Raw genomic sequence first — 22123 nt, 5'->3', positions numbered from 1 at the left:
CGCCGGCCCGGCATTCAGGCGAGGTGGCGCTCCAGCTGCTGACTGATACGGTCGGGCACGCCCATCTCGATCTCGGCCACCGCGTGATCCAGCGCATAGCGGAAACAGCGCCGGTTGGCGCCGCCGTGACTTTTGATGACTATCCCCTGCAAGCCGAGCAGGCTGGCACCATTCTGACGGGAAGGATCTATCTGCCGCTGCAGCTCGAGCAGCGCGGGCTGCGCCAGGAAGGCCAAAAGGCGTCGATAGAGTCCGCGTCTGAAGCTGGCGCGCACCTTACGTCCAATCAACCGGGCCAGCCCCTCGCTGCTCTTCAGCGCGATATTGCCGACAAAACCGTCACAGACCACCACGTCGGCACGGCCGGAAAACAGATCGTCGCCTTCGACGTAACCGATATAGTTCAACTCGTCGTGGGACTCGATCAGCCGCGACGCCAGCCGCACCTGAGAGTTGCCCTTGATCTGTTCCTGGCCGATATTCAGCAGACCGATTGACGGCGCCGCCTTGCGCTCGACCGCCTGCACCATCACCGAGCCCATGATGGCGAACTGCAGCAAATGCTCGGCGCTACAGTCGACATTGGCACCCAGGTCCAGCATATAGCTGTGGCCGGTCAGGGTCGGCACTGCCGAGATGATCGCCGGCCGGTCAATACCGGGCAGCGTGCGAAGGATATGACGCCCGAGTGCCATCAACGCCCCCGTATTGCCGGCACTAACACAGGCCTTGGCTCGACCTGCGGCGACTTCATTCAGGGCGATATACATCGAAGAGGCCTGTCCGTGCCGCAAGGCATGGGACGGCTTTTCATCACACTCGATAACCGCATCGGCATGGACAACCGCCAAGCGACTGGCAAGATCCGGCTTGAGCCGTTTCAACAGCGGGGAGATCTTATCGCGGTGGCCGACCAGGCTCACCTTAAGGTGGGGATGGCGCTTCAGCGCCTCTACCGTTGCGTGAACGGTAACGCGGGGACCGAAGTCCCCGCCCATCGCATCGACTGCAATGGTATAGTCAGGCAAGACTTATTCGTCGCCCTGCTTGCTGATGACCTGCTTACCGCGCAGGAAACCATCGGCAGTCACGTGGTGACGACGATGTGTTTCGCCAGTGGTCGGGTCAACAGACAGAGTCGGGTTGCTCAGCGCATCGTGGGAACGACGCATATCACGCTTAGAACGAGACTTTTTGTTCTGCTGTACTGCCATGATTCAATAGCTCCTAGTTCAACGTCTTATTGGCCTTTCAACTTAGCCAATACACTAAATGGGTTCGGTTTCTCGGATGCGCTTTCAGCACCATCCGCGTCAACTGCCCCGGCATCGTCGCCGAAAGAAGTCTGGATACTGCAGTCCTGGTGGTATGGCACCATGGGCAAGCTCAGTATCAACTCCTCTTCGAGGACCGGCAGCAACTCAATCTCTTCGTCCTCAACGATCAGCGGATCGTAGTAGCGAGGCAACTGCTTCGCCGCTTCTTCGCTGGCCGCGATTGCCAGATTGAATGTCGCTGCGACTTCTACTTCAACCGGTTCAAGGCAGCGCTGACAGGCCATATGGAGATCTCCCCTGGCACTGCCAACAATGGTGCGAATTCGCTGTTCATCAACGCTGAACTGAAGATCAACCTCAATTTTACCGTCCGGCAGAGCCAGGCACTCCACCAGTCGCGGCAACTGATCAACGTCAACGGAACTCTCAAACCGCACTTCCCGCTCAGCAAGCTTTCGCGGGTCAATTCTTTTCGGTAATGGACCGTACGACATAAGCGCGCAATTCTAGGGCCGAAAGCCCTGTCTGTCAAAGCCTTAGCTGGGTTTTATCAATAGCGGCAAGCGACCGTATTCACGGAACAAATCCGCTAACGGGCGTCACCGACCTACAGCTATATGTTACTCTCAGTACCCGTTACCCGAAAGAAATGGATTCAATAAATGCAAACTCTGGTCCTGGCCTCCAGCTCGCCCTTCCGTCGCGCCATTCTCGATAAGCTGCAGTTGCGTTATGAAACCTGCGCTCCGGAGATCGACGAGACCGCCCGCCCGGACGAAACGCCGGCCGAACTGGTCGAACGGCTGGCGACCGAAAAGGCCCAGGCGGTCGCTCAGCAGTACCCCGATGCGCTGATTATCGGTTCCGACCAGGTAGCGGTGCTGGACGGAGAGATCATCGGCAAGCCGCTGACCCATGAACGGGCGGTCAAGCAGCTGCACAACGCTTCCGGACGAAAGGTCAGTTTCCTGACCGGGCTGACACTGCTAAACGCCCAAACCGGCAGAGTGCAAAGTGAGGTAATTCCGTTCAAGGTCCAGTTCCGTGGTCTGAATGAACGGATGATTGAGAATTACCTGCGTGCCGAAGAACCTTATCAGTGTGCCGGCAGCTTCAAATCGGAAGGGCTGGGGATTGCCCTGTTCGACCGACTGGAAGGCGAGGACCCGAACACCCTGATCGGCCTGCCACTGATTCGGCTGGTGCGGATGCTGGAAAATGAGGATATCCAGATTCTCTAACTCTGTCTCACCAGGCCGGTCAGCCATACAGAGAAGCCATATGGAAAAACGGCCCTGCCGGCACAGACCGGCGGGGCCGTTTTTTATCCATTGGTCATCAATTATTGCAGACGGATACCGTTGCTGTTGCTGATTCCCAGCTCGGTCGCCAGCGCTTTGCCGAAACTGGCCCCCAGCCGGTCCACGATCTCCTGCCAGGGCTGGCGCTTGGGCATGTATTCGACCAGTTTCTCATGGCCGACCAGCTCCCGGGCTACATAACTTGTCGAACCCAGTCCATCGACCAGGCCCAATTCCAGCGCCTGCTCGCCTGTCCAGACCAGGCCACTGAACAGCCGGTCATCCGGCGTCAGCCGCTCGCCGCGCCCCTGCCGGACCTGTTCGATGAACTGACGATGGGTGGTGTTGAGTACCTCCTGCCAGAGCCTACCTTCCCGTTCGTTGGCGGGGCTGAATGGGTCCAGAAACGCCTTGTGTTCGCCAGCGGTGTAGATGCGGCGCTCGACACCGAGCTTATCCATCAATTCAACAAAGCCAAAACCCGATGCGGTCACGCCGATCGAGCCGACCAGGCTGGCCTTGTCGGCATAGATCTCGTCCGCTGCCGCCGCAATATAGTAGGCACCGGAGGCCCCCATATCGGCAATCACCGCATAGACCTTCTTCTCAGGGTGCAGGGCACGCAGCCGCTTAATCTCGTCATAGACATAGCCGGCCTGTACCGGGCTGCCGCCCGGGCTGTTGATCCGCAGCACCACCGCCTTGGCCTTCGGCTCGTCGAACGCTTCGCGTAGCGAACCGACCAGGTTATCAGCGCTGGCATCCTCATCTGCCGCGATCGGCCCGGCGACTTCGATCACCGCCGTATGCACTTCGACCGCCTTGTCGCTTTCACCGAGTTGGTTGCCGACAAAGAACAGCCCCAGCAGCGCAAACAGATAGAGAAAGGTCAGCCCCTTGAAAAAGATCCCCCAGCGACGGGCACGGCGCTGCTCCACGTAGATACCGCTGACCACTTTCTCCAGCAACTGCCACTCGCGGCCTTTGCTTTCGGAGCGCACCCGGGCCAACGCCTCTTCGGCTTCATTACGGTTCTTTTCTCGCTCGTCCCAATGATTTTCAGACACAATTCTTACCTCAAGCTACAGGGCGCAGACTCTCCAGCCATTGCTCCAGCTCCGGGAATTGATGGACTTCCAGTACCGGATCGTATGCCTGTAGGCGTTCGATATGGTGGACGCCGTAGCTGACTGCCACCCGATCGACACCGGCACGCTGTCCCATCTCCAGATCAAATTCAGTATCGCCGATCATCAGCGCATCGCTCGGTTGGACACCGGTTTCGGCCAAAATCTCCTCCAGCATGTGCGGATCCGGCTTGGAGGTGGTTTCATCGGCACAACGCGACGTTTCGAACAGATGCCCCAGGCCGGTATCGACAAATCCCCGCTCCAGGCCGCGCCGGCTTTTACCGGTCGCCACCGCCAACCGGTAGCCCTTCTGGTGCAGGTTATGCAGCGATTCGCGTACACCGTCGAACAGTGCCGTCGGCGTATCGTCGCCACTAAGGAAATAATAGCCGTAACGCTCACGCATGCGCTCGATTCCGCCCTGATCGATACCCGGAATCAGGACCTGGATCGCTTCCGGCAGGCCCAGGCCGATAATGTCGCGTACCGCCTCATCGGTCAGAATCGGCATATCAAGGTCGCAGGCGGCTTTCTGCATACTGGAAACGATCCGCGCCGCAGAATCGATCACCGTGCCGTCCCAGTCGAAAATCAGGAGCTTATACAAATCAATACCTCAAATTACCTGGTGCAACAGCTGCAGTCCCGAGGGGACTGCACACAGCTTTATATAGAGGCTGCATAGCCTAACACAAGTGCCGCCCAGGCTTTGTTAGCGGAGGTAATTTGATACGGGGGGATGGATAATGAGGAAGGAGTGTAGAGGCCAAGCGAACCTCAGGCGGCCGACCGGCCGCCATCAGGCAGATTCAGGTCCGCAGAGTATCAGCCATGGGCGGCAGCGTTGACCGCGTCGCGCTGCTGAACCATGGCCTGGGCCATTTTGCGGCCGAACAGCTCCATCACTTTTTCGGGATCCTCACTGGTGGCGGCTTCCTCCATCGCTTCGACGATGGCTCGCAGGGTCGGCAATGTCTTTACCACCAGTTCACCGATATATTGCTCGGCGGTGGTGCCGGTGATCTGCTGATAGCGTGCGAACAGCTCGGCGGCTTCCTGCTCAAGCTCGATCTCAACACGGGTGTTTTCAGTCATAGTCAGCCTCGCTCCGGGGTCTCGGTTGTTATTCGAAGGGCGATGAGCCTGTCACTATAGAAGCAGCCCCCCTTCCCCGTTTAGGTCCAGACACCCGCCGGTATTGGCACCAGGCCGGATCGCTGGCCCATCTGCCAGGGCAAACTGGCGCTACCACTGTCATCGGCACGGACTAACCTGATTGCTTAGTAGATACAGCCGCCGGCCGGCTTCGTCGAGCCAGGCCACCTGATAAAGCCACCTATAAAAAGAAGACCTTTGCAGGAGCCCCGCATGCCAGAGTTCAAGACCCTCCAGACCATGGGGCTGACCGATATCGATCGGATCAGCCGTTACAGCCTAAGCCAGAAGGACGGCCAGGAGATCCTGAAAGTCTACTTCGACCGTCCCGACAGCTCGCTGCAACCCAACAGCCATACATTCAGCTTCAAGCGCTCCGCCACCGTAGCGGCCGATGGCGAGGCCGCCCGCAAACAGGCAGAGCACTGCGGTAGCGATCCGGTGCTGATGGCAGCGATCAACGAGCTGAACCAGCTGTCGAAAAAACGCGATTCGCAGCATGACCTGCGCCAGCGCCTGACCGAGGATATAGACCGGCTGGAAAGCGTACTGCAGAGCAAGCTGGACGAGCTTCGCCAAGACCTGAAAAATATTACTTAATCTGTTGTTTTTAAAAGACTAACATTAAAACCAAAAAACGCGCCGATGGGCGCGTTTTTTGGTTTTTCTATTTCTGCCAACCCCTTGCCGTCGGTCATTCGGCCAGCCACAGGGTCTTGATATTGCAGAACTCGCGGATACCCGCCTCCCCCAGCTCGCGACCAAGCCCCGATGCCTTGATGCCGCCAAACGGCAGCCGCACGTCGCTGGCAACCTGGGCATTGACGAAACAGGCGCCGACCTCCAACTGGCGGGCCAACAGCTCACCCCGGACCAGGTCGCGGGTCCAGATACTGGCCCCCAGACCGAACCGGGTACCGTTTGCCAGTGCAATCGCATCCTGCTCATCACGGGCACGGATAATCGCTGCCACCGGGCCGAACAGTTCCTCGTTGAAAGCGGTCATGCCGAGTTGCACGTGATCGAGCACCGACGCCGGATAGAAATTACCGGGGCCGCCGAGCGGCTCGCAGCCCAGCAACGGCGCCGCGCCCTCCTCGATACTGTCCAGCACCTGGCGGTGCACCTTGTCCAACAGGTCGGGCCGTGCCAACGGTGCCAGTGTGGTGGCCGGTTCGATCGGGTTACCGGGCTGCAACGTCCGGGCTCGCTCCAACAGCTTATCGATAAAGGGCCCGGCGATCGCATCGACCAAGATAAAGCGTTTGGCGGCGATACAGATCTGGCCGGCATTACCGAACCGTGCCCGCACCGCCACCTCGACGGCTTTGTCCAGATCGGCATCCGGCAATACGATAAAGGGATCGGAGCCGCCCAGTTCCAACACCACCTTTTTCAGGTGTTGTCCCGCCAGCGCGGCGATCTGGCGGCCGGCCGCCTCGCTGCCGGTAAAGGCGACCGCCTGTACCCGCCGGTCAGCGATCACCTCGGCACACTGCTCGATCGATATCGTCAGGTTGATCAGCAGCCCCTCCGGCGCGCCGGCATCCAGCAACAACTGCTCGATTGCCCGCGCACACTGCGGCACGTTCGGCGCATGCTTCAGCAATACCGTGTTTCCGGCCATCAAGGTCGGCGCCACGCAACGGAACACCTGCCAGAGCGGGAAGTTCCACGGCATGATCGCCAATACGGTGCCAAGCGGCTCATAGCTGATCAAACTCTTGCTGGCCTGGGTATCGACCAGCTCATCGATCAGCATCTCGGCGCCGTTGTCGGCATAGTACAGGCAGGCTGCCGCACACTTGTCGACCTCCGCCAGCGCCTCCGGCAGCAGCTTGCCCATCTCTTCGCTGATCAGGGTAGCCAACATCTCGCGTCGCTCGGCCAGTAGCCCCGCCACCGCCTGCAGCAGGCCGGCGCGCCGGTCGAAACCGCTGCCACGCCAGAGGGCACTTTGCTGCCGGGCATGCTCCAGCGCCAGCTCCAGCTGATGTGGCGTCATCAGTTCGAAGTGCTGCAACAGCTCGCCGGTTGCCGGATTGATCGATTGGTAATCCATGGTTATCTCCGCCTTCAAGTTGATCAGGTATGCTGCTCGCCGTGGAACAGGCGCACTACGTGACGCGCTTCGGCGAAGAACAGCCAGCGCTCGGTCAGCAGGCCGGCGATCGCCAGCACAGAAGCAGCCGGTGCCAGCCAGGCCTGGCCGCTCAGCAGCAGCATGAACGGCAGCACAAAGGCCAACCCCACCATCAGGTAGCGCAGTTTCATCAATCGCTCGGCTTCCACCCGGTAGCCAAACTCGTCATTCAGGAAGCTGTTGGCGGTATGGCCCTGGTCCAGCAGGCGCACGCTGGCCTGGGTGAAACCGGTGGCGGTGTGGATGGTCGAGCCGGCCGGCTTGCCGATCCAGAACAGGTAAATCAGCTTGGCAACCGCACCAAGCAGCACCAGGCCCAGTGCCAGCTGCTGCAGCACTGCGGCCAGGCCACCCTGGGCCACAGCCTGGACGGCTGCCAGCAGCAGCGCACCGGACATCAATCCCAGCGCCAGGTAGTTCAGCGGGGTCAGCGCACTGTTCCACTGACGGATGGTTTTCAGGCTGGCGTAGATCATGCTGGTGCAGAACAGGGTCACCAGCGCCAGCGTCGCCGCCAGAATGCCGGCCAGCTTGAACAGCGCACCCAGCTCTGCCCCTTGACGGTAGATCCCGAAGAGGTAAAGCAGCAGGAACGGATAGAACAACACCGCGAACACCGCCTCGCGCGACAGCCATGAGGTGCGGAAGCGGCTGAATGCCCGCCAGGCGTTTTTGGGATTGGCCAGGTGCAGGGTCGAGGACAGCAAACCACCGGTGATCAGCAGGAATGCCAACAACCCGCCTGCCAGCAGCACGGCGGTGTCTTGCAGCTGGGGAATCCCGGCCAAATGGGCCAGCACCAACAGGCTGATCAGCCCGTAACCGGCGCCGGACAGCACGGTAAAAACCAGAACGGAAAATGCCGGATGCATAATCATAGTCTCCGTTTTCGAGCAGCGCGCCAGGCGCTACAGGCTTCGCGCCTCTTCCCTCAGCAAGGAGTCGGCGCTGTTTTTTATTGTTAGAACCGCTACAAGCAGCCCGGATATCAACGGGCGATCACCTTGTTCACCCACTGCTTTACGGTGTCTTTGACCGAACGGCCCGAGGTCTCGTAGGCCGCCTGCTGTTTCTTGTTGCGTGGCGGCAGGTAGGTGTTGACCGGGTTGTAGCCCAGCTCCGGCATCAGCTGCTTGCCGCCGCGTTCACGCGCCAGCCGGCTGACCTCCGAATCCGGGTCGTCAAAATCGCCGAACACCCGTGACTTGGTCGGACAGGTCAGCACGCAGGCCGGCTGGCGCTCCCCCTTCGGCAACCGTTCGTCATAGATCCGGTCGACGCAAAGGGTGCATTTCTTCATCGTGCCCTGGTGCGGATCGAGTTCGCGGGCACCGTACGGGCAGGCCCAGGAACAGAGATTGCAACCCATGCACTTGTCCTGATCGACCAGCACGATACCGTCCTCCTCCCGCTTGTAGGAGGCACCGGTCGGGCAGACCGTCACGCAGGCGGCGTTGTCGCAATGCATGCAGGACATCGGCATGTTGACCGTCTTGCTGTTCGGTGTGTCGCCCACCTCATAAGTGCGGATCCGGTTCAGCCAGGCGCCGTTGGGGTCCCGCCCGTACGGATCCTTGTCGGACAGCGGACCGATGGTGCCGGAGGTGTTCCACTGCTTGCAGGCGGTGGCGCAACCATGGCAACCGACACAGGTATCCAGATCGACTACTAGACCGAGTTTCATTCGCTTTCTCCCACCTCGGAATCCGCCCGGTCGCCCTGTTGGATTGCGACCGGCGGCGGATTCACGACTCTTGTCTTGTTGTTATTTTTCGCCCCGGGTCAGGATGTCGGACATCGGACGGACCAGGTTGACGTTCTCGTGGCTCGAGTAGCTGAGCATCTGCGGCGAGCTCTTGGCATTGGGCTGCGGCTTCAACGCGCCGAAGCTCGGCCAGGTACCGGTTTCGCCGGGCGCAGCCGGGCTGATGCTGACCCGCAGGTCATACCAGGCCGCCTGGCCGGTGACCGGATCGGAGTTGGTCACCCGGTCGACCTTGTCGCCCTTCTGAGGCAACAGCTCGGAGATCAGGTGGTTCATCAGGAAGCCATCGGTGGCCTCGTTGGCGTCGTCCGCAAGCCCCCAGGCGCCACCCCGCTTGGCAATGGCGTTCCAGGTCCAGACCGTCTGCTCGTTGCTGCCTTCCATCAGCTTGACCTGCACTCGGATCTTGCCGTTGTGCGACTCCACCCAGACCCAGGACAGATCTTCGATGCCCTGCTTCTCGGCGGCCACCCGGTTCATGAACAGGTAGTTCTGCGACATGATCTGGCGCAACCAGGCGTTCTGGCTGTCCCAGCTGTGGTACATGAACATCGGCCGCTGGTTGACGGCATGGAACGGGTACTTGTCGCGGTCGATCCGCTGCTCCTCCAGCGGCATGTAGTAGAACGGCAGCGGGTCGAAGTACTTCACCAACCGCTCCTTATGGTGCTCCTCGGTCGGCATCGGGCCGTCATAGAGCCCCTGGCCGGCCAGCCGGAAGGTCTGCAGCTTTTCGGAGTAGAGCTCGATCAGGATCTGGTCGGTCGAACCCACCCATCCGGCCTCTTTCGCCAGCTCCAGGTAGTCCCGGTTGGCGTGGCGCATATAGCGTTGGTTCGGTGCCAAGTGGTGCTCGAAGAAACCCTCGTTCTCCTCGTAGGCCTCCCACTGGCGCGGATTCGGCTCGCCACGCAGCGACTTGTCGCCGTCTTTGCCGCGGTAGCCGGCCAGGAAACCGATGCCCGGCTCCTTTTCGAAATTGACGATGAAATCCTTATAGTCCGTGTAGCGCCGCTCGCCCGCCTGATCGGTAAAGGCCGGGAAGCCGAGCCGGCCGGCCAGCTCGACCATCACCTCCTGCCAGGACAGCACGTCGCGGTCCGGTGCGATCACCGGAATCCGCACTGAATCGCAGGCCGCATGCGGTTCGGAGATCGGCCGGTCCAGCATCGAGATGGTGTCGTAGCGTTCCAGATAGGTGGTATCCGGCAGCACCAGGTCGGAGTAAGCCACCATCTCCGAGTTGAAGGCGTCGGAACAGACGATGAACGGAATCTTGTACTCGCCGTCCGCTTCCTTGGCGCAGAGCATCTCGATAGTCTGGGCGGTGTTCATGCTGGAGTTCCAGGCCATGTTGGCCATGAACAGCATCAGCGTATCGATCTTGTAAGGATCACCCTTGACCGCGTTGCTGATCACCATGTGCATCAGTCCGTGGCAGGAGATCGGCGCATCCCAGCTGTAGGCCTTGTCGATCCGCAGCGGGTTGCCGTCGGCATCGATCACCAGGTCCTCCGGGCAGGTCGGAAAGCCCAGCGGCGGCGATTTCAGCGGCGTATTGGGGGCGGACACCTTGGCCGGCTTAATGCCGGGCGGCACGTGCTTCGGGAACGGCGGTTTGGCCAGATGGCCGCCCGGGCAGTCGATAGTCCCCAGCATCACCTGCAGCAGGTGGATCGCCCGGCAGGTCTGGAAGCCGTTGGAGTGGGCCGAGATGCCGCGCATCGCATGCATCGACACCGGCCGGCCGATAAATTTGTCCTGCTTGCGGCCGGCCCAGTCGGTCCACTCGATATCCAGCGTAATCGACTCCTTGAACGCCACCTGGGCCATCTCCAGCGCGATCCGCTCGATATCCTCGGCCGCCACGCCACACTCCTTCGCGGCATTCTCCGGCGCGTACTGCGGGTCCATGTACTTGTCGAGCATGATGCTCATCGCGGTCCGCACCGGGGTGCCGTCCGGCATCTCGAACTCGCCGAACAGTGCCGGGCTGATATCCGGCAGGTTGGCGTCGACGAACTGCTGTTTGACCAGGTCCCAGACCTGCGGCTGCCCGCTCTGCCCCCGGAAAAACAGCCCGTCGCCCTTCTGGCCCGGCGTGTTGACCACCAACTGAGGCGCGTTGGTATAGCGGATCAGAAACTCTTCGTCGACCAGTCGGTGTTTGAGCAGCACCTGTACCATCGACAACGCGAAGATCGCATCGGTGCCCGGCCGGATCGCCACCCACTCGTCGGCAATCGCTTGATAACCGGTACGTACCGGGTTGACGGCGACGAACTTGGCACCGCGCTCCTTGAGCTTCTTCAGGCCCAGCTTGATCGGGTTGGAACTGTGGTCTTCCGCCACGCCCCACATCATGAAGTACTTGGTGTTATCCCAATCCGGGTCACCAAACTCCCAGAATGCGTGACCCATGGTGTACAGGCCGCCGGCGGCCATATTCACCGAGCAAAAGCCGCCGTGGGCGGCCCAGTTCAGGGTGCCGAACTGGCTGGCCCACATACCGGTCAACGCCTGCATCTGGTCGCGACCGGTGAAGTACGCCAACTTGTTGGGATCGGTGGCGCGGATACGGGCCAGACGTTGCTCGAGCATATCCAGCGCCTGCGCCCAGGAGATCTCCTCGAATTCGCCGGCACCGCGCTCGGTGCCCGGCTTGCGCAGCAGCGGCTTGCTGAGCTTGGCCGGCGACAGCTGCTTCATGATGCCGGAGTTACCCTTGGCGCAGAGCACCCCCTTGTTGATCGGATGGTTGGGATTGCCCTGGATGAAACGGACCTGGTTGTCCTCCACGGTCACCTTGATGCCGCAACGGCAGGCGCACATGTAGCAGGTGGTGTATTTGGTTTGCTGGTTACTGCGGTTCTCGAACTCAGGTAAGCCGGTGGTTACCGGCAGGCTGGCTTGGCTTGTCATATTTATTATCCACCGATTGCCGCTCCCGTCTGGGCGGGACTGCACAGATTGGAAGCCGATTCCGCCTCACCCGGAACCGGCGCTGCTAAAACATGCTAGGAGCGGCCATCGAGGCTCACAAAGGCCAACCCGGACGGTTTGATGGGACCAGGCCATTGCGCCAAGCACCAGCCAGCCACTGGACTTGAGACTCCGTCGAATCTGGTTCTACCGGTCGTCAACAGCGAAAACGTACAGTGCCACAATCGCATAAATTCGCTTCAACCGACGGTCCCCGTCGTGCCGTCATAACAACAATAAAAGGGACATCCATGCGCAGAGAGCCAGCCATTACCAACGCCTTCTGGTATCGCCTGTTCCCCTTCTTGATCTGGGCCCGTCAGCTGAACCGCGACATTCTGCGGGCCGATCTTTTCGCCGGGCTGACCAATGCGGTGATCGTGCTGCCGCAGGGTGTCGCCTACGCCCTGATCGCCGGCCTGCCGCCGGAGTACGGCCTCTATGCGGCGATCATGCCGGCCATGATCGCGGCACTGTTCGGCTCCTCCTGGCACCTGATCTCCGGCCCGACCGCTGCCCTGTCGATCGTGGTGTTCACCACCATCAGCCCACTGGCCGCGCCGGGGTCGGCGGAGTTCATCCAGCTGGCGCTGGCACTGACGCTGATGGCCGGACTGTTCCAACTGCTGCTGGCGCTGTTTCGCTTCGGCAGCCTGGTCAATTTCGTTTCCCATTCGGTGGTGGTTGGCTTCACCAGCGGCGCGGCGATCGTCATCGCCTCCAGCCAGGTGAAAAACCTGCTGGGGATCCGCATCGACAGCGACGGCACCTTCCTGTCCACTTGGGTCGGGGTGATCGATGCGGTCGGCGACACCAACGTCTACGCGTTGGCGGTCGCGCTGGTGACTCTAATCAGCTGTCTGTTGGTCAAGCGCCTTCTGCCCAAGTGGCCCAATATGCTGATTGCGATGATCATCGGCAGTCTCTGCGCCTGGCTACTGGGCGCCGACCAGCACGATATCGCACTGGTCGGTGAGATCCCCGGCAGCCTGCCGCCACTCAGCCTGCCGCTGTTCGATGCCAACGCCTTGCATCAGCTGGCGCCGGGCGCCATCGCCATCGGCCTGCTGGGGCTGGTCGAGGCGGTATCGATCGCCCGTTCGGTGGCCACCCGTTCCAAGCAGAGCATCAACGGCAACCAGGAGTTCTACGGTCAGGCGCTGTCCAACATCGCCGGCTCATTTTTCTCCTGCTACGCCTCCTCCGGCTCGTTCACCCGCACCGGGGTCAACTTCACCTCCGGAGCCCGCACCCCGCTGGCGGCGATCTTCGCTGCGATCTCGCTGGCACTGATCGTACTGCTGTTTGCCGAGCTGACCGCCTTCATTCCGATCCCCAGCATGGCCGGCCTGCTCCTGGTGGTCGCCTATAACCTGATCGACTTCCACCATATTCGCGGCATCTTCCGGGCAGGCAAGTCCGAGTTCGCCGTATTGGCGGTCACCTTCGGCGCCACCCTGGTGATGGCGCTGGAGTTTGCGATCTACCTCGGGGTGATCCTGTCACTGGTGTTCTACCTCAAGCGCACCTCACAGCCGGCAATTGTCGAGGTGCTGCCCGACCCGGCCGCGCCCAGTCCGTTCATTGCCCCTGCAACCAACTCCGAACAGCCCCGCTGTCCGCAGCTGCGGATTATCCGGATCGAAGGCTCGCTGTTCTTCGGCGCGGTCAACTACGTCAAGGAGTATCTGGAAGGGGTACCGCAGGCCAACCTGTTGATCGTCGGCAACGGCATGAATCATATCGATATCGCCGGCGCCGAGATGCTGATGCATGAGGCTGCGCGCCGTCGAAGCCTGGGAGGGGCGCTGTACCTGACCAACCTGAAGCAGCAGGTGCAGGATTATCTGGGACGGGGCGAATACCTGGCCGAGATCGGCGAACAGGCGATATTCCCGTCGAAAGGCGACGCGATCAGCGCAATCTATCTACAACTCGATCCGCAGGTATGCCGGCAATGCAGCAGCCGTATCTTCCGTGAATGCCAGCCGGAATCGGCGCCGACGGACGGCCGGACAAAGCAAGCTGCGCTGTCAGGCGAATAATTAAGGTCCTTCGCGCTTTAGCGGGAAAACCTCGAATCCGGTGCATGCAGCAGGCTTGCAAAGCCAAGTAGTAGGAAGAGGGAGACGTGCCCTGAGTGGTCCGGCAATCTGGCGATTCCCCCGGTTTGTCACCTGCGACCAAGCTGGGGTTGCGCCTGCTGGCGAGTCAAGGGCTACCGCCGGCTGGCCGCCCGCAGCTGGGCGCTCCCCTACAATCCCGTTTGCCTCCACTGAGCGTCTGATCCTGCGTTTATGCCCTTGAGTTTGGGTGCGCGACTCGCTCCATCGGCTGGCAAAAAGAACTCGCTCGTACCTCACTCAGACAGCTTTTTGCCTGATCGCCGCTGTATCGCGCCGTGCTAGGGAGCGGCCGGCCAGGTCGCTCAGAGTCGGCGTAGAACGGGGTGCCAACGGCAAGTTTGTACCTGACGTAGACGTTTCCCATTAATCCGAGAAGAACCTTAACCTTGTAGGGTGGGCACGTTTTTTGTGCCTACGCGCCGATTTTTCACCTGATGTATATGATTCCCGCTAATCCGTGATGAATCATAATCAAGACGTGAGGACAGGGATCAAAGGAATCAGATCACTGTCACGCCGAACAGTGCCTGGTGGCCGAACATCACTGCAAAATAGCCGAGCAGGCCAACTAGCAGCGCCAGCAGGTCGAACAGTACCCGCGGCTCGCCCTGCGGCACCAGCGTCTGGCGCGGGCGGCTGAAAACTATATCGACCAGTGCATAAACAAGGAAAGCAGCGAAGATCAGCGTCGAAGCCAGGTCACCGTTGGCCAGCAGGTGAACGCCGGCCCAGATCAGGGTGGCCAGCAGCATCGGATGGCGCAGCCATCGCCGCAGCTTGCCGGGCAGGTAGGCGGAGACCAGCAGGACAAAGGCGAACGGCATCAGCACATGTGCCAGCGGGCGGGCAAAGGAAACCGGTATCCAGAGTTGCACCGGATCCGACTGGCGGTAGCCATGGATCATCAGCAGCAAACCGGCCAGCGACAGTGCGGAAAACAGCCCGAGGTAAGCCCCCCGCCCCAGCCGGGCGACCAGGACTTCACGCTGTTGGCTCAGCGGTAGCAGGTGAACCGCAAAAAACAGCACCAAGCCAAACACCAGAAATGTCATCCTTAACCTCCGCTCGTTTCATTCGCGCAGGGCAAGGAGGCACTGCGCGTACCGCCAAGTGTAGCAACCGGGCGGTACCCGACCAGCCGTCAATCCTGAAACAATGCGTTTTCGGAAAAAGGCTGGTAATCAATCTTCCTGGATCAGCGGCCGGATCAGCAGTTCGCTGACATCCACGTATGGCGGCTGACTGACTGCATAAAGGATGGCGTTGGCGATATCCGCCGGTTTCAGGATCGGTGAATCCTCGGCATACATGTTGTCCTTCACCGCCGCGCGGATCTTGTCATGGCCGATACTGTCCGGCAGCTCGGTATCCACCGAACCGGGCTGGATGTCTGTCACCCGCACGCCAAAACGGATCGCCTCCTTGCGCAAGGTATCGGAGATCGCCCGCACCGCATGCTTGGTGCCACCGTAGACGCCGGCGCTCTGGTAGGTCAGCCGTGCCGCCACCGAGCTGATGTTGACGATATGACCATCCTTGCGCTCCGCCATGCCCGGGTAGACTGCGTTGATCGCGTACAGCACCCCCTTGATGTTGACGTCGATCATCCGCTCCCACTCGTCCACCCGGCCGTTGATGATCGGGCTGATCGGCATGGTGCCGGCGTTGTTGATCAGGATGTCGATACCGCCCAGCTCGGCCAGCCGGGCACCGACCGCTTCCATCGCCTGGCGATCGGACACGTCGACCGGCGCCACATGCACCTGATGGCCCTCAGCAATCAGCACTTCGGACAGTGCCTGCAGCTTGTCCTCGCGCCGGGCCGAGATCACCAGCTCCGCGCCCTCGCTTGCCAGCAGTCGCGCGGCGGCTTCACCGATACCACTGCTGGCACCGGTAATCCAGACGCGTTTTCCTTTCAGCTTCATACACTTACCACGTAGTCTTCATCATCTTTGAACTCGACATCGGTAATAAAGAAACCGATGCAGCCCACCGACCAGAGGCCGTTGACCAGCACTTCGCCCTCACCTTCGTCGGCATATTTCAGGGTCCAGACCCGGTTTTCGCCGGCCTCCATCATCAACTCCTCAGCCTGGAACTCGTCCTCGACCATCAGCGGATTTTCACCGCCCTCGTTGATGACTCGCGGCTTGAAGCGGGCCTGCCACTCGCTATAGCCCATCTCGATAGTGGTAATGCTCATCCCCTACTCCCTAAGCTACTCAGCTAAGCGACGAACGCAAAAAACTGAGAACAAAACGATAAGTACATAAATACGTAAAAAGGCCGCTATCCCCAGCGAGAAGATAGCGGCCGAAACTCTACATTCCCAGCAACATCGCTCAGCAGTGCTTGAACTCCGGCTTACGCTTTTCAGCAAATGCCGCCATGCCCTCCTTGCAGTCTTCGAAGGCAAAGGTGGCTTCAAAGGTGCGGCGCTCGAACTTCAGGCCATCCTGCAGATCGGCATCGACCGCCATGTTGACCGCTTCCTTGACCAGCATCACCACCGGACGGGAGTGACCGGCGATCTTGCGGGCGGTCTTGAACGCCTGCTCGGCCAGTTCGGCTGCCGGCACGATACGGGAGACCAGGCCGGCCTTTTCGGCTTCCTCGGCATCCATCATCCGCCCGGTCAGGCAGAGCTCCATCGCCTTGGCCTTACCGACCGCCTTGGTCAGCCGCTGGGTGCCGCCGGCGCCCGGCATGGTGCCGATGCCGATCTCCGGCTGGCCAAATTTGGCACTGTCGGCGGCGATAATGAAGTCACAGGCCATCGCCATCTCGCAGCCACCGCCCAGCGCGAAACCGGCTACCGCGGCAATAATCGGCTTGCGGGCGTCGTCGATGGCGCGCCAGCAGTCGCGCTGGATATAGGGAAAATCGCGGCTGTACAGATCGACGAAGTTCTGGTCCTTCATCTCCTTGATATCGGCGCCGGCGGCAAACACCTGTTCGCCGCCGGTGATGATCATGCAACCGACATTGTCGTCCCGCTCGAACGCATCAACCGCCTCGCCAACCTCGCGGGTCAGGGTAACGTTGAGCGCGTTCATCGCCTTGGGACGGTTCAGGGTGATAATGCCGACACCCTGATTGACTTCTACCTGGATGGTTTCGAAATTCATTGGAGCAAACCTTGGGAAAGCTGAAAGTGATAAGCCACAAGCTGTAAGTTAAAAGCTTGAAGCTGCAAGCAGCAGCCGAATGGCTTGCCGCTTGCAGCTAATCGCTTGTCGCTTTATTTCGGATGCCGGCGGCTCTGCACCACCCGGAAGCGGTTGGCAACGAATGCCAGGTCCGCCAGGCAGGCGTTGGCCGCCGGGTTGGCGCCGGTGGCGTGGAAGTCACTGAACGCAGCGCTCTGGTTGACGAATACGCCGCCGGTCAGGTTGCAGGACAGGGCAACGCCGGCATCCAGCGCCGCTTCCTCGATCTGCTCCAGCACCGCCTCGTCGGTGGAGTAGCAGCCCATGGTGATGGCGCCGTGCTCTTTAACCGCCTTGTTGGCCAGGGCGATCGACTCGGCGGTATCGGCGGTCTTGACCACGAAGCTGATCGGGCCGAACAGCTCCTGCATATAGGTCTCTTCCTTGTCACCGTCGATGGTCATGATCAGCGGGCTGTGCACGCGGGCATCCTTGAACCAGGGGTTCTCCAGTGCCTCGGATTCGCGGATCACCGTGCCCAGCGACTTGCTCTCTTCGATACGCGTAGCGGTCACCTCGGCCTGGATCGCACCCAGCACCATGCCGGCACGCTCCGGGTCGGACAGGAACTTGGTCACGCCGGTGGCGATCGCCTGGGCCACCTCGTCAAACGACTTGTGACCGTCTTCGGTTTCGATACCGCCGGCCGGGACGAAGATATCCTGCGGCGTGGTACACATCTGGCCGGAGTACAGGCTCAGCGTGAACGACAGGTTGCGGATCATCCCTTTGAAGTCGTCGGTGGAGTCGATGATGATGGTGTTGACGCCGGCTTTCTCGGTGTACACCTGGGCCTGGCGGCAGTTTTGCTCCAGCCAGTTACCGAACGGGGTGTTGCCGGTGAAATCGATCAGCCGGATCTCATCGCGCTGCGCCAGTTCGGCGGTGCACGGCTTGGCCGGATCTTCGTCGATGACCATCGATACGATATGCGGCGGCAGGCCCTGCTCGACCAGCACTTGCTGGGCGATCTTGACCGAGATCGCCGCCGGCAGGATCGCCGCCGGGTGCGGCTTGACGATCACCGGGTTGCCGGTCACCAGCGAGGCGAACAGCCCCGGGTAGGTGTTCCAGGTCGGGAAGGTGGAGCAGCCGATCACCAGGCCGATGCCACGACCGACCACGGTGAACTTCTTATCCATCACCAGCGGATCATGCTTACCCTGCGGCTTGGTCCAGGTCGCCGTGCCCGGCGCCGAGGTCATCGCCTCGTAGGCGTAGGTCACCGCTTCCAGGCCACGGTCCTGGGCGTGCGGGCCACCGGCCTGGAACGCCATCATGAAGCCCTGGCCGGAGGTGTGCATCACCGCATAACCGATCTCGAAGCTGGCCTTGTTGATCCGCTCGAGGATCTCCAGGCAGATACCCACCCGCCCTTCGACACCGACATCACGCCACGCCTTGCGGGCTTCATCCATCGCCGGCAGCAGCTGATCCAGATCGACCAGCGGGTACTGCACGTTCAGATCAAAACCGTAGGGGGACTTTTCGCTGCCTGCCTTGCCGACGATCCCCGGCATCTGCAGTTCAAAGTCGCTACCGATATGGGCCTTGAAGGCATTTTCGCCGTCTTTGTTGGCGGTTTCGCCGTAGGCGCGCGGGCTCGGGCTCTCTTTATACGGGCTGAAGTAGTCGCGGCTGTGGATCGCGTTCACAGCGGCATGCAGAGTGTCCTGGTGTTTGGCAAACAGGTTCTCGCTCATCGGGTATTCCCCTTTATTGGCGTGTCAGCTTGTTCTTTTACATCAAGCCGGCGCTTGAGCGTCGGCCTGGCATTCAAGGGCGTAGGCGGCAGCTCAGAGCTGCTCCAGCCACTCTTTGGCCCATTCACGGGCGTCTTCGTCCGGCAGCGGCTGGGTGCAGGCGTCCACTTCAAACCGTTCGCCAACACGTACCGCGCCACAGGAGGCGAAGATCGCGTCGACATCCTTACCCGCCTGGCAGAACGTCTGGTGGTAGGTCTGGTCACCCAACGCCACCACACCGTAACGGATATGGGACAGGTCCGGCTTCTGCTCCTTCAGGGCGTCGCACATCGGAATGATGTTGTCCGGCAGTTCGCCGTCGCCGTGGGTGGAGCAGCTGATGATTACCACGTCACGATTCGGGAAATCGATCTCCTCTACATCCGGCTCCTCGAACAGAGTCACCTCGTGCCCCTGCTCCTCCAGAACCTCCTGCAGGGCATCCGCCACCATCTGTGCGTTGCCGGATTCGGTACCTACCAAAATGGCGATATCAGTCATCTGATCCTCCCAAAAAGGCTATATATGACTCAGTCTACTACGCTTGGGTCACTGAGATACGTAGCCACCTAATATGCTTATTCTTGATGAGTCCAGAAGATACACCAAAGTTTGTGATACGGAAAGAACATTCTCAATTTAAAATATTGTATCCCTTTCGCATTATGGGTTACTCTCCCATACATCGATAGATAGAACCTGGCCAGGCTTTGAACAAGTCATCAGCTTCACTACCTGACTGAATGGCTGGTTCAAGGACTTCGAGAACAACAACACGAGCACGCCGGGCAGTGCCCTATTCAGCTCGTACAGAATGAGGCTTCTATGGCAATGGATGACAAGACTCTGATTGACCGCATCGCCAAGGGTGAAAAGATCCAGCAGGGCGAAGAGCTCTCCTCCGGCTACCGTTCCGAGCTGATGCGCCTGATGGTGGTATTCGCCGACTCCGAGCTGGCCGGCGCGGCCGGTTTTGCCGACATGATCAACTACGGCCCGGGCCTGCGCGAGCGCCAGGTGGCGGCACAGATCGTGGCCGACAAGTTCGACCATGCCGAGAAAGTGCTGAACCTGCTGAACGAGTTCGGCGTCAACCCGGGCGTCTACGTCGCCTCCCACAGCTGGGCCGGCCGACTGAGCCGCTCGCTGGATCTGGGCAACCGCCGTATCGGCGGCGACAAGCGCCTGAACGTATTCCACTACCCGCTGGAAGGCTGGACCGACTCGCTGGTGATGAGCAGCCTGATGGGGGCCGCCTCCACCGTCCAGCTGAAGGAGCTGCGCAACTGCTCCTACGCACCGCTGGCGGAGGTGATGGACGACATCATCAAGGGCGAGGAGCGTCATGCCGAGCTGGCCGAACGCGGCCTGGCCAACATCATCGACCGCGACGGCACCAGCGCCGCCCAGGGTTGTGTGGACTACTGGTATCCGCGCGTGGCGGCCACCTTTGGCCGTGCCGACTCCGAGCACAACGAACGCTTCCGCCGCTACGGCCTGCTGAAACAGAGCAATGAAAGCCGCCTGAACGAGTGGGAAGGCAAGGTCAACGACATGCTGACCCGCCTCGGCCTGGTCGTACCCGGCGCCGAGTAAGCAGCCGTAATCTCATAACCCTACCAGTATTTCCGGTTCCGGCCGGAAATACTGTGTCACTTTTTCTGCTCTATTCGGCAATGCTTTGTTTTAACGGTAGGTATTCATGCAGCAACTGCAAGACATCAAGCTCTCAGAGATCGACGCCGGCGTACTGACCATCACCCTCAACCGCCCGGACGCCTATAACGCGCTGCGCAACCAGCTGCTGATGGAGCTGGCCGACGTGCTGGACCAGGTCGCCGACAACGATGAGGTCAAGGCGGTGCTGGTCACTGGCGGCGACAAGGTGTTTGCCGCCGGCGCCGACATCAAGGAGATGGCCGCGCTGGATGCGGTCGGCATGTTGTCCGACAAGCGGCCGACCTATTGGAAGCGGATCGCCGCCTTCCCGAAACCGCTGATCGCGGCGGTCAACGGCTACGCGCTGGGCGGCGGCTGCGAACTGGTGATGCACTGCGACATCGTGATCGCCGGCGACAACGCCCAGTTTGGCCAGCCGGAGATCAACCTCGGCATCATCCCGGGCGCCGGCGGTACCCAGCGGCTGATCCGTACCGTTGGCAAGTCGATGGCGATGCAGCTGGTGCTGTCCGGCACTTTCATCTCCGCCGAGCAGGCACGCGAGTTCGGCCTGGTCAGCGAGGTGGTGATCCCGGAGCGGACCCTCGAACGGGCCCGCCAGCTGGCCACCACCATCGCCAGCAAACCGCCGGTGGCGGTACGGCTGGCCAAGGAGGTGCTGCTGAAGGCCTTTGACACCACGCTGGACAGCGGCCTGAACCTGGAGCGCAAGGCGTTCACGCTGCTGGCCGCCACCGAAGACCGCAATGAGGGCATCGCCGCCTTCATGGAAAAACGTAAACCGAACTTCACTGGAAAATAATCCCATGGCTTATCAGAACATCGAATTCGAAATCACCGACGGCGTTGCGGTTCTGACCCTGAACCGTCCGGACAGCCTGAACAGCTTCAATGCCGATATGCATGCCGAAGTTCGCAATGCGCTGAAAGAGGTCAAGAAGAGCGACCAGGTGCGCTGCCTGCTGATCACCGGTAACGGCCGCGGCTTCTGCGCCGGCCAGGACCTGAGCGACCGCAACGTGGCGCCGGGTGCCGAGATGCCGAACCTGGGCGAATCGATCGAGAAGAACTACAACCCGATGATCCGCACCATCAACTCGCTGGAGATGCCGGTGATCTGCGCGGTCAACGGCGTGGCGGCCGGCGCCGGCGCCAACATCGCCTTCGCCTGCGACATCGTGCTGGCAGCCAAGTCCGCCTCCTTCATCCAGGCGTTCTGCAAGATCGGCCTGGTACCGGATTCCGGCGGCACCTACACCCTGCCCCGCCTGGTCGGCCAGGCCCGTGCAATGGGGCTGGCGATGCTGGGCGACAAGATCAAGGCCGAGCAGGCCGAACAGTGGGGCATGATATGGAAGGCGGTCGACGACGAGGCGCTGAAGGATGAAGCCCTGGCCCTGGCCAAGCAGCTGGCGACCCAGCCGACCAAAGGGTTGGCACTGATCAAGCGGGCCATCAACGCCTCCTGGAACAACAGCTTCGACGAGCAGCTGGACCTGGAACGCGACCTGCAGACGCTGGCCGGCCGCACCGAAGACTACCGCGAAGGGGTCGCCGCGTTCATGGAGAAACGCCAGCCCAACTTCAAAGGTAAGTAAGAGAGACAC

The 22123-nt window shown here is 60.8% G+C and carries 22 protein-coding genes; 6 read left to right on the top strand and 16 right to left on the bottom strand.

Annotated elements, in window-relative coordinates; genetic code table 11:
* Nucleotides 1-14 precede the first annotated feature (14 nt).
* The 3 genes from plsX to K6T12_RS11240 are packed head-to-tail and all read right to left on the bottom strand — an operon-like array spanning nucleotide 15 to nucleotide 1771.
* Nucleotides 15-1028, bottom strand: a complete 1014-nt coding sequence (gene plsX / locus K6T12_RS11250; RefSeq protein ID WP_222222494.1) for a phosphate acyltransferase PlsX — start codon at nucleotides 1026-1028, stop codon at nucleotides 15-17.
* Nucleotides 1029-1031: 3 nt separating this feature from the next.
* The gene (gene rpmF, locus K6T12_RS11245; RefSeq protein WP_222222492.1) at nucleotides 1032-1214 is read right to left on the bottom strand and encodes a 50S ribosomal protein L32; all 183 of its coding nucleotides are present in this window, start codon (nucleotides 1212-1214) and stop codon (nucleotides 1032-1034) included.
* A 26-nt stretch (nucleotides 1215-1240) separates the two neighbouring features.
* On the bottom strand, nucleotides 1241-1771 hold the full coding sequence (locus tag K6T12_RS11240) for a YceD family protein (RefSeq protein WP_222222491.1): 531 nt from the start codon (nucleotides 1769-1771) through the stop codon (nucleotides 1241-1243).
* A gap of 168 nt (nucleotides 1772-1939) precedes the next feature.
* On the opposite strand from K6T12_RS11240, the gene K6T12_RS11235 reads away from it, so the two are divergent.
* Entirely contained in the window at nucleotides 1940-2518 is a 579-nt protein-coding gene (locus K6T12_RS11235) for a Maf family protein (RefSeq protein ID WP_222222489.1), read from the top strand.
* A 101-nt stretch (nucleotides 2519-2619) separates the two neighbouring features.
* Here the strand turns inward: K6T12_RS11235 and K6T12_RS11230 are convergent, their stop codons facing one another.
* The 3 genes from K6T12_RS11230 to K6T12_RS11220 form a co-directional block, all read right to left on the bottom strand.
* Nucleotides 2620-3645: a S49 family peptidase gene (locus tag K6T12_RS11230; protein WP_222222487.1), complete on the bottom strand. Its 1026-nt coding sequence runs from the start codon at nucleotides 3643-3645 to the stop codon at nucleotides 2620-2622.
* A gap of 10 nt (nucleotides 3646-3655) precedes the next feature.
* Nucleotides 3656-4315: an HAD-IA family hydrolase gene (locus K6T12_RS11225; RefSeq protein WP_222222485.1), complete on the bottom strand. Its 660-nt coding sequence runs from the start codon at nucleotides 4313-4315 to the stop codon at nucleotides 3656-3658.
* Nucleotides 4316-4533: 218 nt separating this feature from the next.
* The gene (locus K6T12_RS11220; RefSeq protein ID WP_222222483.1) at nucleotides 4534-4803 is read right to left on the bottom strand and encodes a hypothetical protein; all 270 of its coding nucleotides are present in this window, start codon (nucleotides 4801-4803) and stop codon (nucleotides 4534-4536) included.
* 273 nt (nucleotides 4804-5076) lie between these two features.
* On the opposite strand from K6T12_RS11220, the gene K6T12_RS11215 reads away from it, so the two are divergent.
* Nucleotides 5077-5463 (top strand): DUF3461 family protein, encoded by a 387-nt coding sequence (locus K6T12_RS11215; RefSeq protein WP_222222481.1) that lies wholly within the window; start codon nucleotides 5077-5079, stop codon nucleotides 5461-5463.
* A gap of 94 nt (nucleotides 5464-5557) precedes the next feature.
* Here the strand turns inward: K6T12_RS11215 and K6T12_RS11210 are convergent, their stop codons facing one another.
* The 4 genes from K6T12_RS11210 to K6T12_RS11195 form a co-directional block, all read right to left on the bottom strand.
* Nucleotides 5558-6925 (bottom strand): NAD-dependent succinate-semialdehyde dehydrogenase, encoded by a 1368-nt coding sequence (locus K6T12_RS11210; protein WP_222222479.1) that lies wholly within the window; start codon nucleotides 6923-6925, stop codon nucleotides 5558-5560.
* 23 nt (nucleotides 6926-6948) lie between these two features.
* A complete protein-coding gene (locus tag K6T12_RS11205) occupies nucleotides 6949-7878 on the bottom strand; it encodes a dimethyl sulfoxide reductase anchor subunit family protein (protein ID WP_222222477.1) in 930 nt (309 codons plus the stop codon).
* 116 nt (nucleotides 7879-7994) lie between these two features.
* A complete protein-coding gene (locus K6T12_RS11200) occupies nucleotides 7995-8690 on the bottom strand; it encodes a 4Fe-4S dicluster domain-containing protein (protein WP_222222475.1) in 696 nt (231 codons plus the stop codon).
* Nucleotides 8691-8771: 81 nt separating this feature from the next.
* On the bottom strand, nucleotides 8772-11693 hold the full coding sequence (locus K6T12_RS11195) for a molybdopterin oxidoreductase family protein (RefSeq protein WP_222222473.1): 2922 nt from the start codon (nucleotides 11691-11693) through the stop codon (nucleotides 8772-8774).
* 311 nt (nucleotides 11694-12004) lie between these two features.
* Here K6T12_RS11195 and K6T12_RS11190 point away from each other — a divergent pair, with 311 nt between their 5' ends.
* Nucleotides 12005-13798, top strand: coding sequence for a SulP family inorganic anion transporter (locus K6T12_RS11190; RefSeq protein WP_222222471.1), 1794 nt, complete (start codon nucleotides 12005-12007; stop codon nucleotides 13796-13798).
* A gap of 581 nt (nucleotides 13799-14379) precedes the next feature.
* On the opposite strand, the gene K6T12_RS11185 is transcribed toward K6T12_RS11190, so the two are convergent.
* The 6 genes from K6T12_RS11185 to K6T12_RS11160 all read right to left on the bottom strand — a co-directional run bounded on the left by K6T12_RS11185 (nucleotide 14380) and on the right by K6T12_RS11160 (nucleotide 19337).
* Nucleotides 14380-14931: an NnrU family protein gene (locus tag K6T12_RS11185; RefSeq protein ID WP_222222469.1), complete on the bottom strand. Its 552-nt coding sequence runs from the start codon at nucleotides 14929-14931 to the stop codon at nucleotides 14380-14382.
* Between the two features lie 129 nt (nucleotides 14932-15060).
* Nucleotides 15061-15807 (bottom strand): SDR family oxidoreductase, encoded by a 747-nt coding sequence (locus tag K6T12_RS11180; protein ID WP_222222467.1) that lies wholly within the window; start codon nucleotides 15805-15807, stop codon nucleotides 15061-15063.
* Nucleotides 15804-16085 (bottom strand): hypothetical protein, encoded by a 282-nt coding sequence (locus tag K6T12_RS11175; RefSeq protein ID WP_222222465.1) that lies wholly within the window; start codon nucleotides 16083-16085, stop codon nucleotides 15804-15806. The genes K6T12_RS11180 and K6T12_RS11175 overlap by 4 nt, the downstream gene beginning before the upstream one ends.
* A 139-nt stretch (nucleotides 16086-16224) precedes the next feature.
* A complete protein-coding gene (locus K6T12_RS11170; protein WP_222222463.1) occupies nucleotides 16225-17010 on the bottom strand; it encodes an enoyl-CoA hydratase-related protein in 786 nt (261 codons plus the stop codon).
* 113 nt (nucleotides 17011-17123) lie between these two features.
* Entirely contained in the window at nucleotides 17124-18794 is a 1671-nt protein-coding gene (gene paaN / locus K6T12_RS11165) for a phenylacetic acid degradation protein PaaN (protein ID WP_222222461.1), read from the bottom strand.
* Between the two features lie 93 nt (nucleotides 18795-18887).
* Entirely contained in the window at nucleotides 18888-19337 is a 450-nt protein-coding gene (locus K6T12_RS11160; protein ID WP_222222459.1) for a flavodoxin domain-containing protein, read from the bottom strand.
* A 330-nt stretch (nucleotides 19338-19667) separates the two neighbouring features.
* Between K6T12_RS11160 and K6T12_RS11155 the strand changes: the two genes are divergently transcribed.
* From K6T12_RS11155 to paaG, 3 genes are all read left to right on the top strand, one after another.
* Nucleotides 19668-20432: a Phenylacetic acid catabolic protein gene (locus K6T12_RS11155; RefSeq protein WP_222222457.1), complete on the top strand. Its 765-nt coding sequence runs from the start codon at nucleotides 19668-19670 to the stop codon at nucleotides 20430-20432.
* Nucleotides 20433-20538: 106 nt separating this feature from the next.
* Nucleotides 20539-21318 carry a 2,3-dehydroadipyl-CoA hydratase PaaF gene (gene paaF, locus K6T12_RS11150; RefSeq protein ID WP_222222455.1) on the top strand — a complete coding sequence of 260 codons (780 nt, stop codon included), beginning with the start codon at nucleotides 20539-20541 and terminating at the stop codon, nucleotides 21316-21318.
* A 4-nt stretch (nucleotides 21319-21322) separates the two neighbouring features.
* Nucleotides 21323-22114 carry a 2-(1,2-epoxy-1,2-dihydrophenyl)acetyl-CoA isomerase PaaG gene (gene paaG, locus K6T12_RS11145; RefSeq protein ID WP_222222454.1) on the top strand — a complete coding sequence of 264 codons (792 nt, stop codon included), beginning with the start codon at nucleotides 21323-21325 and terminating at the stop codon, nucleotides 22112-22114.
* Nucleotides 22115-22123: the final 9 nt, after the last annotated feature.

Origin of the sequence: Marinobacterium arenosum (assembly GCF_019795155.1) — a bacterium.
Taxonomy (GTDB): Bacteria; Pseudomonadota; Gammaproteobacteria; order Pseudomonadales; family Balneatricaceae; genus Marinobacterium_C; species Marinobacterium_C arenosum.
Note: the sequence above shows the minus strand (reverse complement) of the source record. Positions and strands in the feature narration are given on the sequence as shown.

What these genes read in the sequence shown, in the direction of transcription:
- K6T12_RS11175 (WP_222222465.1), bottom strand. Translation starts at nt 16,085, where the DNA reads ATGAGCATTACCACTATCGAGATGGGCTATAGCGAGTGGCAGGCCCGC.
- K6T12_RS11240 (WP_222222491.1), bottom strand. Translation starts at nt 1,771, where the DNA reads ATGTCGTACGGTCCATTACCGAAAAGAATTGACCCGCGAAAGCTTGCT.
- K6T12_RS11170 (WP_222222463.1), bottom strand. Translation starts at nt 17,010, where the DNA reads ATGAATTTCGAAACCATCCAGGTAGAAGTCAATCAGGGTGTCGGCATT.
- rpmF (WP_222222492.1), bottom strand. Translation starts at nt 1,214, where the DNA reads ATGGCAGTACAGCAGAACAAAAAGTCTCGTTCTAAGCGTGATATGCGT.
- K6T12_RS11215 (WP_222222481.1), top strand. Translation starts at nt 5,077, where the DNA reads ATGCCAGAGTTCAAGACCCTCCAGACCATGGGGCTGACCGATATCGAT.
- K6T12_RS11205 (WP_222222477.1), bottom strand. Translation starts at nt 7,878, where the DNA reads ATGCATCCGGCATTTTCCGTTCTGGTTTTTACCGTGCTGTCCGGCGCC.
- K6T12_RS11200 (WP_222222475.1), bottom strand. Translation starts at nt 8,690, where the DNA reads ATGAAACTCGGTCTAGTAGTCGATCTGGATACCTGTGTCGGTTGCCAT.
- K6T12_RS11155 (WP_222222457.1), top strand. Translation starts at nt 19,668, where the DNA reads ATGGATGACAAGACTCTGATTGACCGCATCGCCAAGGGTGAAAAGATC.
- paaG (WP_222222454.1), top strand. Translation starts at nt 21,323, where the DNA reads ATGGCTTATCAGAACATCGAATTCGAAATCACCGACGGCGTTGCGGTT.
- K6T12_RS11220 (WP_222222483.1), bottom strand. Translation starts at nt 4,803, where the DNA reads ATGACTGAAAACACCCGTGTTGAGATCGAGCTTGAGCAGGAAGCCGCC.
- K6T12_RS11180 (WP_222222467.1), bottom strand. Translation starts at nt 15,807, where the DNA reads ATGAAGCTGAAAGGAAAACGCGTCTGGATTACCGGTGCCAGCAGTGGT.
- K6T12_RS11235 (WP_222222489.1), top strand. Translation starts at nt 1,940, where the DNA reads ATGCAAACTCTGGTCCTGGCCTCCAGCTCGCCCTTCCGTCGCGCCATT.
- paaN (WP_222222461.1), bottom strand. Translation starts at nt 18,794, where the DNA reads ATGAGCGAGAACCTGTTTGCCAAACACCAGGACACTCTGCATGCCGCT.
- K6T12_RS11210 (WP_222222479.1), bottom strand. Translation starts at nt 6,925, where the DNA reads ATGGATTACCAATCGATCAATCCGGCAACCGGCGAGCTGTTGCAGCAC.
- K6T12_RS11160 (WP_222222459.1), bottom strand. Translation starts at nt 19,337, where the DNA reads ATGACTGATATCGCCATTTTGGTAGGTACCGAATCCGGCAACGCACAG.
- K6T12_RS11190 (WP_222222471.1), top strand. Translation starts at nt 12,005, where the DNA reads ATGCGCAGAGAGCCAGCCATTACCAACGCCTTCTGGTATCGCCTGTTC.
- K6T12_RS11195 (WP_222222473.1), bottom strand. Translation starts at nt 11,693, where the DNA reads ATGACAAGCCAAGCCAGCCTGCCGGTAACCACCGGCTTACCTGAGTTC.
- K6T12_RS11185 (WP_222222469.1), bottom strand. Translation starts at nt 14,931, where the DNA reads ATGACATTTCTGGTGTTTGGCTTGGTGCTGTTTTTTGCGGTTCACCTG.
- paaF (WP_222222455.1), top strand. Translation starts at nt 20,539, where the DNA reads ATGCAGCAACTGCAAGACATCAAGCTCTCAGAGATCGACGCCGGCGTA.